The sequence below is a fragment of the Proteus mirabilis ATCC 29906 genome, from assembly GCF_000160755.1.
GTDB lineage: Bacteria > Pseudomonadota > Gammaproteobacteria > Enterobacterales > Enterobacteriaceae > Proteus > Proteus mirabilis.
In genome coordinates this window covers 1-12,854 of sequence record NZ_GG668577.1, presented here as the reverse complement: position 1 = coordinate 12,854, position 12,854 = coordinate 1, and the positions used below count along the sequence as shown (strand labels likewise).

Genomic DNA, 12,854 nt, shown 5'->3' with positions numbered 1-12,854 from the left:
GTTAAATAAAAAGCTATCTCACTTAGTTAATAAGAGAGATAGCTTATAGAATAGCAATAACTGGGTTTAGGCAGGATTATCAATATCGACAAAAGTAACATCTAAATGGTGAGTTTGTGCTAACCATTCACCTAATGCTTTAATACCATAACGCTCGGTAGCATGATGCCCAGCAGCGAAAAAATGCACGCCCATTTCTCTTGCTATATGAATCGTCTGCTCTGAGACTTCTCCTGTTACAAATGCATCAACACCTTGCTCTGCCGCCTGTTGAATAAATCCTTGTCCTCCACCAGTACACCAAGCAATATGGCGAATAACATCTGGTGCATTGTCACCACAGTGAAGCACATTACGCTGTAAGGCTTTTTCGAGTCGTGTTTTTAATTCATTGGCTGTGACAGGTAGATCAAAAATCCCTTTCGGCACTAAAGGCTCGATCTCACCCTCAACTTTTACGCCCATTTTTAACGCTAATTGAGCGTTGTTACCTAAAATAGGATGGGCATCTAAAGGTAAGTGATAACCATATAGATTGAGATCATTACATAGTAGGGTTTTTAAGCGATTGCGTTTCATTGAACGGATAACAACTGGCTCATTCTTCCAAAAATAACCATGGTGAACTAATACAGCATCTGCATTTAAACGTACCGCTTCATCAAGTAAAGCTTGGCAAGCCGTTACTCCTGTCACTATTTTTTGAATATGAGGGCGCCCTTCTACTTGAAGACCATTAGGTGCGTAGTCGTGAAAATTCTCAATACTTAGCTTTTCATTAATAATTAATTCTAGATCAGTATTTTTCATATCCTGTTTCTCCTTGTTATCACGGCGCCACAGTGCGTAGTGTACATATGTGATAAATAACAATAGATTAATTAGCACTTCTCAAAGTGAATAACCTTTATTGTAACTTAAAATAAGAGAATAAATAGAACAGTGAAAAATACACGTGATAACACGTTAAAAAGGGTTTGAAGAAGGGGAAAAAATAACGCCTGTTTCAACAGGCGTTAAATGGAATTTTCTGTTATTTATGGCTAGTTAATGCCATTTCTGATTTAGCTAACCAAACTGGCTTATTGCTTGTTTTAGACCATACACGATGTAAATAGCTATAAAACTGAGCGCGTTTAGGATGAAAAACCATAACAGGAAATGCCACAATACCTAGCGCTACCGCACCAGTACGACGGGCTAAAACATGTTTTTTAGTGTATTCGTTATAAGCTGGCATAGTGTTCTCCTGCATAAAATGAATTGATGCTGAAATTTTACCTCATTTGATGAAATTTTACTACTGATCAGACCACTTATTTTGTGCGAAAAATCACCTTTATTTTGCTTGTAGTGTAATTAAATTTCACAATAGAAATAAAAATGAAACAAAATTGAAACAAAAACAAAAAACCTATTAACAAAGCAAACTAATACTTTATTGAATTACGGTTATAGTAAATAATTTCGCGATTGAATGATAAAAAAGAGAAAATCAAAACAAGAAAAGGGAGATAAGGTATCCAATAATGCTATATCAGCACTAAAGGATATATGACTGGACAATATATTTGGTAATAAGTAATGAAATATTTATTTAGGAAAATCAACAAAATCAACATCTATTGAATGATGAATAAGACGAGTAATAAATAAGGTATCATTTTTTGGTAGATAATAAATTGAATGTTTTTTAAACTCAAATCGTCTCATACCATTACACACCCAATTACATTCTCGTCCAATCCAAGGTGCTTTAGCTAGTAGCTCAAATGTCTGTTTTAAATCATTATGATATTTTTTTGCCTGAGTTACTCCAAATTGTTGAATAGTATAACGAGCAATTTGATAAATATCTTCTTCTGCTAATTGAGAAAGTTTATACATTTAAGTCCTTTTCAGCTCTTGCAAAAATATCATCCATGTCATTTTTACTTTCTAGTGAATTCACACCATCTAGTACCATTTTACGAACCAATTGGAGTCGTTCTTCTCTGATTTCCATCATACGCAAAGCATCTCTAATAACCTCAGAGGTATTTCCATAACGCCCTGAATTAATCATTGAGCCCACAAAATCATTGAAGTGTTCACCTAAAGTTACACTCGTTACTCGTGCCATAAACCCTTCCTACATTGTATTACTTAGTAATACTACATTAGCAATAAATTTATTCATTTGCCAGTTAATACCATAAAAAAATACCCCAAATCAGAAAATCAATTTTGGGGTATCATTCAGTAACTAGATAATTTTATAGCATAAAATACTCTAATTTTATTTCTTCACCGCTTTACCTTTGCCACGTAAGGTTTCAGTTAACCCTTTCAGAAAGTATCTCACCAGTTGATCGCCACAGTTACGGTAGTTTTTATGTCCTGGCTTACGAAATATCGCGCTAAGTTCAGGCTTAGAAACGCGAAAATCCGCTAGTTCATAAATGTTAATCATATCCATGTCTTTTAATTCAAAGGCAACACGTAATTTCTTTAAAATAATATTGTTGGTTATCCGTTTTTCGACTTCTGGAGTAGGATATTTTTCATCTTTACCACGACGATAAAAGATAAGCCCATTTAAAAAATGTCCCAAGGCCATATCATCACACTCAACAAAGGCAGGATCATCGTCTTTTTTTAACCACTGATTGACTTGCTCTTTAGTCGCGGTGAAATCCGCCAGTTTCATTATATCAACAATATGACCATCGCTAAGATCTAACATATAACGCACACTGCGTAACACATAATTATTTTGCATTGATTATCCGCTCTTTATTCAATTCTAAATCAATCATCAATGATGGATATCAATGTTGTGATCTAAAAGTTATTATGATTAAAAAAATACACTCCACCTATAGGTAGAGTGTATTCTATTTGGTGATAAATAAATTATACGACTAAGTTATTTAGTTTATTGTTTACTGGCAAAAACATTATTAACAATTTCAATGGCTTCTTTTTCAATTAATTCGCGATGCTCAGAGCCACGGAAGCTTTCACAATAAATTTTGTACGCTTCTTCGGTTCCAGAAGGACGAGCGGCAAACCAACCATAATCGGTCATCACTTTTAAACCACCAATAGCAGCACCATTACCAGATGCGTGAGTTAAACGCGCAGTAATAGGATCACCTGCTAAGGTATTTGCGGTGACCATTTCTGGTGATAATCGTGACAACAACGCTTTTTGCTCATGAGTTGCAGATGCTTGTATACGATTATAGCTTGGAGAGCCAAAACGCTGCGCTAACTCGTTATAATGTTGTTGTGGATCTTTACCTGTTACCGCTTTTATTTCAGCAGCCAGTAAACATAAGATAATACCATCTTTATCTGTTGACCACGGTTTACCATTAAAACGTAAGAATGATGCCCCCGCACTCTCTTCACCACCAAAACCAAACTCGCCACTGAATAGACCTTGCACAAACCATTTAAAGCCGACAGGTACTTCAACAAGTTCACGACCTAAATCAGCCACGACTCGGTCAATCATCGCGCTAGAGACGAGTGTTTTACCCACTTTTACCTCATTTGACCACTGAGGACGATGGCGAAAAAGATAATTAATCGCTGCCGCTAAATAGTGGTTAGGATTCATCAAGCCCGAAGGAGTGACAATACCATGGCGATCGTAATCAGGGTCATTGGCGAAAGCTAAGTCAAATTTATCACGCAGTTGCAATAAACCTTCCATTGCCCAAGGTGATGAGCAATCCATACGGATCACACCATCATGATCTAATGTCATAAAGCGGAAAGTTTGATCCACCTGATCGTTTACCAACTCAAGATCAAGTTCGTAATATTCACCTATGCGTTTCCAGTATTCAATTCCTGAACCACCCAGTGGATCGACACCTAATTTCAAACCCGCTTTTTTAATTGCCTTCATATCAACAACGTCACCTAACGCTTTAACATAAGGCATAATTAAATCTTGCTCGTGAATATAACCACTCGCTAATGCATCATCATAAGAAAGACGTTTAACCCCCGATAAATTATTTTCCAATAATTCATTGGCGCGTTTTTCAATCACAGAGGTTAAATCAGTATCAGCAGGCCCACCATTTGATGGATTGTATTTTATCCCCCCATCTTCTGGAGGATTATGTGATGGTGTAATGACGATACCATCAGCAATGTCTTGGTGCCCTTGATTGTAAGTTAAAATAGAGAAGGAAACGCTAGGCGTTGGGGTATAACCATTATTCTCTTGAATAATCACGTTAACTTTATTTGCAGCAAGCACTTCTAAAACCGAAATAAAAGCAGGCTCAGATAATGCATGGGTATCTTTACCTACATAGCAAGGCCCCGTTACACCATTATTAGCTCGGACTTCAGCAATAGCTTGAGCAATTGCTAGAATATGTGCTTCATTAAAGCTATGACGTTTGGCACTGCCTCGGTGACCCGATGTACCAAATTTCACACGATGAGCATTCTGATTTGCTTGCGGTTTTAGTGAATAATATTGTGCGGTTAATTGCGCTACATTAATCAGATCGCTTTGACGAGTATGTTGCCCAGCTCTTGAATGGATTGCCACAAATCTTCTCCTATTTTACATCACAATCATGCTTTAAACGAAAGCCTTTGCAATGCATCAATTAACAATAGTGTTTAGATAGTTCCACACACTTTATCAATCTCATTGGCAGGGAATTGCATATCCTGCATGATGCTTTGTACCATAGTTCTTTTACGCTCAGTATTTGAGTTGGTAATAACCCAAAATGGCGTACCGGGAATATGGCGAGGTTTTGTATGACGTCCACTGTCGAGCAATGTTTTTTCATCACCGGCAAAATAAATTCGCGTGCGTCCATGTACTGTTTCAGCAGATTGAGTAAAAGTAGCACTATCTAAGCTATATAATGTAGACAGGATCTGTAAAAAACGATCAACTGATTTTGTTTTCTCTGCATAACTATCAGATAACAGCAGTTCACGCATTTCACGGACCGGATTTTTTGCTGGTGCGACAGGCTTAAGATCAGCATCCTGTTTAACGACAGGCGCTTGTACTGACTCAGTGACAACGACTGGCTGTACGGGCTGTTTGGCATCAAGCTTCAATAGACGCCTTAAAATATCTGAAGCGCTTTCACCGATATGTCTAGTTTCGCTAGCGATATAGCGGTAAAGTTCGTCATCAATTTCTATCTTTTTCATTGCTACCCAGTACTATTTTCAAAAAAAAGTGACTAGGATTATAAGATATAATCTTTAAAAACAAAATAGGTAAAATTTCAATAACTTAAAGCGTATTCATTAAAGAATTAATCTTTTTAAACTTTAAGCTAGGTATTTATCCTATTGTTTCTATCTGTATCATCTTCTATTCTTTGAATTTATTGCCATAGAATAGAGTTGACATCTTCTTCAATGCCCTTTCACATCAGCAATTAAAATAATATAAAACTCTGACTTATCCTTATTGAGCTATATCAAAATTTTATCTTACCCGTTAAATTTGGAATAATAATCTATATTATTCTATTTTCTCAGAATATAATAAATTACACTATCTCTTGTTAGATTAACTTTATCTCATATTCCGAAAAAGACAACAAGTTGGCTAATATGATTGCACATGTCATCATAAGGAAAAAATAGACTTAATTTTGGTCATCAATATGAAACTCAATGCATTATTAAACTATCAAATACATCAACCAGAAACAGCAACGATAAACAATTTACCTATTGTGTTGATCCATGGGCTTTTTGGTGATCTCAATAATCTAGGCGTACTAGGTCGCGATCTACGTCAAGACCACACCGTGATACAAATTGATGTGCGCAACCATGGGCATTCTCCTCATAGTGAAAGTATGCACTATCACGATATGGCACAAGATGTATTAACCCTGCTTGATAGCTTAAATATCGCAAAAGCAATCGTTATAGGTCACTCAATGGGAGGGAAAATTGCAATGGCAATGACCGCTCTCGCACCTCTTCGCCTTGAACGTATCGTAGTTATTGATATGTCTCCTGTTGCTTATAATGTTCGTCGTCATGATAAAATTTTTGCAGCCCTTGAAGCTGTCACTAAAGCTCACGTCACACAACGTACAGAAGCTATTGCTATTATGCGCCCTTTTATTGAGGAAGACGGCGTTATCCAATTTCTGCTTAAATCATTTAAAAAAGGTGAATGGTTATTTAATTTACCCGCAATCAAACAGGCTTACCCCGATATTATTGGTTGGCAAGAGGTGCCTGCTTGGCATCATCCTGTTTTGTTTATACGTGGTGGACTATCCCCATATATTTTAGATGAATATCGCGATAATATTGCTCGCCAATTTCCACAAGCAACCGCCTTTGTTGTCGCCAATACAGGACATTGGGTGCATTCTGAAAAACCAGAAACAGTAATTAAGGCCATTCGTCGCTTCTTAGCCAAAACAGTATAATGTTCCTTTGTTGGTTATAAATCACCAGCAATACTATTTTATAGCGTACAATTATTGCTCTTAAATCTGTTATTGTTGATAAAAAGACCAAATGACAATAGGTTAAACACAGGAAGCAGTAGCGATACGCCGATATGTGGGGTATTATTGGGCGCTTCATATTGAGTCATTGGTATACGCCCTTTCACAGCAAAATTTATGGCAAAAGAACAAACTGATCGCACCACACTGGATTTGTTCGCAAATGAACGCAGACCTGGGCGACCTAAAACAAACCCGCTTTCTCGGGATGAACAGCTTAGAATTAATAAACGAAACCAATTACGACGCGATCGTGTCAATGGATTACGTCGGGTTGAGTTGAAATTAAATGAGGATGCTGTCAATGCGCTTAATGAGCTTGCGAGCGCAAAAAATGTCAGTCGTAGTGAGCTTATTGAAGAAATATTACTAGAACAACTCGCACAAACTTATGCGTTAAAAAAACATCAAAGCTAAAAAAATCAGCAGGAAAATCACACAAATTCGACAGAATTACCCTGCTCTTTTCGTCAAAATAGTGCTTTAGTTTTCAATTATGAAAACATGATGTTTATCTTTTACTGGTAATTGTTCAAAAATACAGACAAAGAGAATAAAAGAGGTTATCTCACTTTATGGCAATCATAGGAATATTCTTCGGCAGTGATACCGGCAACACTGAAAATATTGCCAAAATGCTTCAAGAAAGATTAGGCGCGGATAATGCCGAAGTTCATGATATCGCAAAATCCAGTCAAGAAGACATCGAAGCATTTGATATTCTATTACTAGGTATTCCTACCTGGTATTATGGTGAAGCACAATGCGATTGGGATGACTTTTTCCCAACATTAGAAGATATTGATTTCAACGGTAAACTTGTTGCTCTATTTGGTTGTGGTGACCAAGAAGACTATGCAGAATACTTCTGTGACGCAATGGGAACTATTCGTGATATCATTGAACCTCGTGGCGCAGTCATTGTGGGTCATTGGCCTACTGAAGGTTATCATTTTGAAGCATCTAAAGGTCTTGCTGATGATAATCACTTTATCGGCCTTGCGATTGATGAAGATCGCCAACCAGAATTAACTGAAGAGCGTGTTGACGCTTGGGTTGCTCAGATCAAAGAAGAGATGAGCCTTGACGAAATTCTGGGATAATATAAATTCTTAATATTGAGAATGATAATTATTCAATGGTGTGCTAAGATAGTGTGATAGGTGGGGTGTTTATTTTTTAATATCATGCCTATAATCATTAAGGTTATTAAATACCCTATGTATTAATGAATATATACAGTATTTTGTGAGCACATATTAAATTCACCATTAGCAACAGGATTAAATCCGCATGACCGACAATAATAAAGCGTTAAAAAATGCTGGGTTAAAAGTTACACTTCCTCGCTTAAAGATCTTGGAAGTGCTCCAGGATCCTGAGTGCCATCATGTCAGTGCTGAAGATCTCTATAAAAAACTGATCGATATCGGCGAAGAGATTGGTCTGGCAACAGTCTATCGCGTCTTAAACCAATTTGATGATGCTGGTATTGTTACCCGACATAATTTTGAAGGTGGTAAATCAGTATTTGAATTAACTCAACAACATCACCATGATCACTTAATTTGCCTTGATTGTGGTAAAGTTATCGAGTTTACTGACGATGCTATCGAAGTTCGTCAAAGAAATATCGCTGAACGCCATGGCATCAAACTTTCCAATCATAGCCTGTATTTATATGGTCACTGCGCCGCAGGTAATTGTAAAGAAGATAGCCACGCACATGATGAGAAGTAATCATTCTGGATAATATCTCAGTAAAAAAAGGAACTGCCTGCAGTTCCTTTTTTATTGGTAAAGATTTACTACATTTTGAAATATCATGGGCAGCAACCGTAGCATTCAATATCGCCTCTAACCAAGCAGGATAGCGTAGTGTAAATACTTTCAGCTTATCTTCTACTTTTAAAAGGTGCGATCTCCTCTTCAGTACAAGTCTCAATAAATTCAGCTAAGGAAATTGCGCCTTCTTTTTGCAACCCTTCAATACTATCAGCAACAAAGTCACAATACCCCTTGACATCTAAAAATTGTCCTCGGAATGCACTTATTTCTGATCCATAAACAACAGATGCAGGGTGACCATTTATTATCATGATATTTGTGCTTTTAATCATGTTTTACTCCTATCACACTCTCAAACTATTAAGGATAAAGCGTAATAAATACACTTTATCCTTATTGTTATTTAGAAAATCGTAAATGGCATGATCACATTGAATTTAACGTCTTTTTCATCTTGGAAGATATTACCAAAACCACCTTCATAGCTTGGTATATCGGAATGGTTATCATAACGAGTGTAGTGGAGTTTAAATAACGTACCTTTCGCTCTCCCCTCTTGAACGGTATACATGATGTCGGCATTCCATGCGCTTTCTCTAATACGTTTACTTTGGTCATAAATAGGGTTACTACTCGGTTTTGCATCCCAAGCATACACATAGGAAGTACCAATCGCCCAGCCCGGTAGATCCCAATTTTTTAGATCATACATCACTCCCGCGTATAATGCTTTTTCACCATTGGCGTTAAAATCAGAACGACCATCCCACCAGATATCTAAACGACCATTCGAGGTTGCCCATCCCGGCGTCATACGTTGTAAAAAGTAGCCTTGGTTACCTTCTGCTTTAACCCAAGTACCTTCAACTTTAAAATCAAATACATTGTAGGTATAGCCTAAAGTGAATGCTTGTAACCATGCCAAACCATCATAAACATCGTTAATTCCCCCTCCAGTGACTTTATCTTTTGCACCGTAGAATTGATAAGAGGTTTTTAATGTATTATTTGCGATAGGGAAATCGTAAGAAACTTTGCCAAAATATTGATCAATATAACCATCAGCTTGGCCAAATGCGGCTTCTAATACTAAGCTATTTTTAAAATCATATTTGGCACCAAAAGAGTGTAAATAACTGATATTTGTCTCTAAGTCTGCCTTACGGAAATTGTACATATTCCGATACCACGGCGCTTTATATTCATCAGTCCACATATATGAGAAAGAGAGTTCACCATTTTTATCGAAATCAAATACAGCGCCCGCTTCTGCACCGCGATAAGTACCAGGTAAGAAACTCCAATGAGGACGTAATAATGTTTGCCCTTTAGGTTGAATATATCCACCTTGAGCCCAGAAATGGCCTAATTTAAATTTAGCAGCAGCTTTATAAATACTCACGCCACTGCGATCACCTGTCCATTTTTCATCCCAGCGACTTTTTGCATCACTAAATCCTATTTCATTAGGTGCAGCTGGCCCACTGTTGTTAAGTTCAACAGCACCAAAAGCAGCTAAATCAATACCAAAAAAATCACCCAGATAACCAGAAGAAAAATCAAGATTAGCGTTAAAGGTAGAGTGGTGTAAATTGGCTTTATATTTGCCGTAATCAGGACTGTTTGGTGTTAACTCTTTTCTATCACGGTCACGTTGCCAGTAATAGATCCCCCCTGTCAGGGTTGAGTCATCAATAAATCCTTCAGCATAAGACATTTTCGCAGGTAGTGCAGTTACAAGCAATGCGCCCATAACGGCAAGTGCCACCCTGCCTGGTTTAGCATGTTGCATAACCATAGCATTGTTTCCTCTTTGACTTTGACTAAAAAAGAAATAAGCACCAACGCCTATTTCCAAATATAAAACCCCAAATGGGGAAAAAACCTAAAATTAGGTTAACAACAGCTTATTTTTCGCGACGCGAATTATCAACCTAAAAAAAAGAATTTTTATCAAAATATGACCAAGGGCACATTACTTAATTACAGTTTCATATTTTTTCTTTAGTCAATGAGGGACAAGTAGAACGTAAATATTTTTTAATATATTGATATTAAAAAAGAAAATTATCACACCTAATATGATAATGTTTCGTTTTTATAGAAAAGAATTATTAGTCGTATTAATTAATAAACTTTTTTAGAAAAGAAAAATATGTGTCATGGTTCACATTTTTATTATTATAGACAAATTCAATATAATCATATGAAATAAAAGAAGAAGATGATGACAAAAGTTAATAATTTAACACAACGTAAATAAGAATTGATACAAATAATAGCTATAGAAACTCACATTAAAAAATAAAAAATAATAATTATTGGTCAATAAAAACAAACTTATTTGATAAATAAAAAATGCTCGATAAATTATTATCGAGCATTTTATTAAGATGTGAGTTTAGTGATATTACACGCCACTAAAACAGAGCGTATTAACCTTGTTTCGAAATCTTCGCCCAAGTATCACGTAAACCAACAGTACGGTTAAAGACCAGTTTATCCGCTGTCGAAAGCTTATCAGCACAGAAGTAACCTTCACGCTCAAATTGATACGCTTTTTCAATAGCCGCATCTTTTAAGCTTGCTTCCACAAAACCTTGACGGATCACTAATGATTCAGGGTTAATGGTTGATAAGAAATCCTCTTCAGCACCAGGATTCGGTACGCTAAATAAACGATCATAAAGACGAATTTCTGCTGGAATAGCATGTGGAATGCTGACCCAGTGGATCACCCCTTTTACTTTACGACCATCAGCCGGATCTTTATTTAACGTCTGTGGATCGTAAGTACAATAAATAGTGGTTATTTCACCTTGTTCATCTTTTTCAACTCGTTCTGCTTTAATGACATAAGCATTACGCAGACGGACTTCTTTACCTAATACCAGACGTTTATATTGACGATTGGCTTCTTCTTTAAAATCTGCACGATCAATATAAATTTCACGGCTAAATGGTACTTCACGAGTTCCCATTTCTGGTTTATTTGGGTGATTTGGCGCAGTTAAAATCTCTTCACCTTCTGGCATATTTTCAATCACTAAACGTACCGGATCGATAACAGCCATCGCACGAGGTGCATTTTCGTTTAAATCATCACGAATACAAGCTTCTAATGATGCCATTTCCACGTTGTTATCTTGTTTGGTCACACCAATACGTTGACAGAATTCGCGGATTGACTCAGCCGTATAGCCACGACGACGTAAGCCAGAAATTGTCGGCATACGCGGATCATCCCAACCATCAACAATATTTTCTGTCACAAGCTGATTTAGCTTGCGCTTAGACATGACGGTATATTCAAGATTAAGACGTGAGAACTCATATTGACGAGGGTGGCAAGGAATAGTGATATTATCCAACACCCAATCATATAAACGACGGTTATCTTGGAATTCCAAAGTACATAAAGAATGTGTGATATTTTCCAATGCATCAGAAATACAATGGGTAAAATCATACATTGGATAAATGCACCATTTGTTACCTGTTTGATGGTGTTCAGCGAATTTGATCCGGTAAAGAACAGGATCACGCATGACAATAAATGGTGATGCCATGTCAATTTTCGCACGTAGGCACGCTTTCCCCTCTTCAAAGCCACCCGCACGCATTTTTTCAAATAGCGCTAAGTTTTCTTCTACACTACGAGAGCGATAAGGGCTATTTTTTCCTGGCTCTTTGAGTGTGCCACGATATTCACGAATTTCTTCAGCACTCAACTCATCAACATAAGCCAAGCCTTTGTTAATCAGCTCAATCGCATATTGATACAGTTGATCAAAATAGTCAGAGGAGTAATGAACGTTACCATCCCATTGGAAACCTAACCACTGAACGTCTTTTTGAATCGAGTTGATATATTCAACATCTTCTTTTACTGGATTCGTATCATCAAAACGTAAATTACATTTACCTTGATAATCTTGTGCAATACCAAAATTTAAGCAAATTGATTTTGCATGGCCAATATGAAGATAGCCATTAGGTTCAGGAGGGAAACGGGTATGGACACTATTATGTTTCCCGGTAGCCAGATCTTCGTCAATAATTTGACGAATAAAGTTCGTTGGGCGGGCATCTGCCTCATTCATGGTCATTTTTTCCTCAAAGCAAAACGCATATTGACCTACTATAATCCAATAAGCAGACTTAAATCAAGCTATTGTTTTAAAATCAATTATTTACAATTTAACCATGATATAATTAATAAGAAAAAACACGACAAAACATGACAATACCAGACAAATAAATCAATATATTACAAGTTTTAGTGAGTGTGTTTTCTGTTAAATTCTCCCACCCTGCTATACTCTCCAAAAACTAACCGGATCCGTTATGAACCTCGCAAACTTATCTCAAGAAGAAAAAGACAAAATCAATGTCGATTTGGCTACTTCAGGTGTCGCATATAAAGAACGGCTCAACATGCCAATTGTTGCGTCCAAAGTTGAACGACAACAACCAGCACATTTATGAATGTATTTTAATAAAGGGTTAGTGTTTTATAGTGAAAAAAATAAAAAGTTGCTACATGGG

Annotated in this window: 14 protein-coding genes and 1 pseudogene; 5 read left to right on the top strand and 10 right to left on the bottom strand. The window is 36.8% G+C overall.

What is annotated here, in order from left to right; all coding sequences use genetic code 11:
• Positions 1-66: 66 nt before the first annotated feature.
• The 7 genes from HMPREF0693_RS06660 to seqA form a co-directional block, all read right to left on the bottom strand.
• On the bottom strand, positions 67-810 hold the full coding sequence (locus tag HMPREF0693_RS06660; RefSeq protein WP_004247540.1) for a type 2 GTP cyclohydrolase I: 744 nt from the start codon (positions 808-810) through the stop codon (positions 67-69).
• Positions 811-1,033: 223 nt separating this feature from the next.
• Entirely contained in the window at positions 1,034-1,240 is a 207-nt protein-coding gene (locus HMPREF0693_RS06655; protein ID WP_004247539.1) for a YbfA family protein, read from the bottom strand.
• A gap of 353 nt (positions 1,241-1,593) precedes the next feature.
• Positions 1,594-1,887 (bottom strand): type II toxin-antitoxin system RelE/ParE family toxin, encoded by a 294-nt coding sequence (locus HMPREF0693_RS06650; RefSeq protein ID WP_004244399.1) that lies wholly within the window; start codon positions 1,885-1,887, stop codon positions 1,594-1,596.
• On the bottom strand, positions 1,880-2,122 hold the full coding sequence (locus tag HMPREF0693_RS06645; RefSeq protein ID WP_004244397.1) for a type II toxin-antitoxin system ParD family antitoxin: 243 nt from the start codon (positions 2,120-2,122) through the stop codon (positions 1,880-1,882). Before HMPREF0693_RS06645 ends, HMPREF0693_RS06650 begins: the two co-directional genes overlap by 8 nt.
• 156 nt (positions 2,123-2,278) lie before the next feature.
• Positions 2,279-2,761 (bottom strand): YehS family protein, encoded by a 483-nt coding sequence (locus tag HMPREF0693_RS06640; RefSeq protein ID WP_012367657.1) that lies wholly within the window; start codon positions 2,759-2,761, stop codon positions 2,279-2,281.
• A 156-nt stretch (positions 2,762-2,917) separates the two neighbouring features.
• Positions 2,918-4,561 (bottom strand): phosphoglucomutase (alpha-D-glucose-1,6-bisphosphate-dependent), encoded by a 1,644-nt coding sequence (gene pgm / locus HMPREF0693_RS06635; protein ID WP_004244393.1) that lies wholly within the window; start codon positions 4,559-4,561, stop codon positions 2,918-2,920.
• A 74-nt stretch (positions 4,562-4,635) separates the two neighbouring features.
• Complete coding sequence (gene seqA / locus HMPREF0693_RS06630) at positions 4,636-5,187, bottom strand: replication initiation negative regulator SeqA (protein WP_004244392.1); 552 nt, start codon at positions 5,185-5,187, stop codon at positions 4,636-4,638.
• Between the two features lie 464 nt (positions 5,188-5,651).
• On the opposite strand from seqA, the gene ybfF reads away from it, so the two are divergent.
• The 4 genes from ybfF (at position 5,652) to fur (ending at position 8,258) form a co-directional block, all read left to right on the top strand.
• Complete coding sequence (ybfF, locus tag HMPREF0693_RS06625; RefSeq protein WP_004244388.1) at positions 5,652-6,437, top strand: esterase; 786 nt, start codon at positions 5,652-5,654, stop codon at positions 6,435-6,437.
• Between the two features lie 198 nt (positions 6,438-6,635).
• Positions 6,636-6,935, top strand: coding sequence for a LexA regulated protein (ybfE, locus tag HMPREF0693_RS06620; RefSeq protein ID WP_004244385.1), 300 nt, complete (start codon positions 6,636-6,638; stop codon positions 6,933-6,935).
• A gap of 158 nt (positions 6,936-7,093) precedes the next feature.
• Positions 7,094-7,621 (top strand): flavodoxin FldA, encoded by a 528-nt coding sequence (gene fldA / locus HMPREF0693_RS06615; RefSeq protein WP_004244384.1) that lies wholly within the window; start codon positions 7,094-7,096, stop codon positions 7,619-7,621.
• A gap of 190 nt (positions 7,622-7,811) precedes the next feature.
• On the top strand, positions 7,812-8,258 hold the full coding sequence (gene fur / locus HMPREF0693_RS06610; RefSeq protein WP_004244382.1) for a ferric iron uptake transcriptional regulator: 447 nt from the start codon (positions 7,812-7,814) through the stop codon (positions 8,256-8,258).
• Positions 8,259-8,413: 155 nt separating this feature from the next.
• Here fur and HMPREF0693_RS06605 read toward each other — a convergent pair whose 3' ends face one another.
• The 3 genes from HMPREF0693_RS06605 to glnS form a co-directional block, all read right to left on the bottom strand.
• Positions 8,414-8,638 (bottom strand): type II toxin-antitoxin system HicB family antitoxin, encoded by a 225-nt coding sequence (locus HMPREF0693_RS06605; protein WP_004244380.1) that lies wholly within the window; start codon positions 8,636-8,638, stop codon positions 8,414-8,416.
• Positions 8,639-8,709: 71 nt separating this feature from the next.
• On the bottom strand, positions 8,710-10,104 hold the full coding sequence (chiP, locus tag HMPREF0693_RS06600; RefSeq protein WP_004247531.1) for a chitoporin ChiP: 1,395 nt from the start codon (positions 10,102-10,104) through the stop codon (positions 8,710-8,712).
• A gap of 637 nt (positions 10,105-10,741) precedes the next feature.
• Positions 10,742-12,409 carry a glutamine--tRNA ligase gene (gene glnS, locus HMPREF0693_RS06595; protein ID WP_012367653.1) on the bottom strand — a complete coding sequence of 556 codons (1,668 nt, stop codon included), beginning with the start codon at positions 12,407-12,409 and terminating at the stop codon, positions 10,742-10,744.
• 244 nt (positions 12,410-12,653) lie between these two features.
• Here glnS and HMPREF0693_RS06590 point away from each other — a divergent pair.
• Positions 12,654-12,791: pseudogene (locus HMPREF0693_RS06590) on the top strand (DNA polymerase III subunit theta); the annotation flags it as partial.
• Positions 12,792-12,854: the final 63 nt, after the last annotated feature.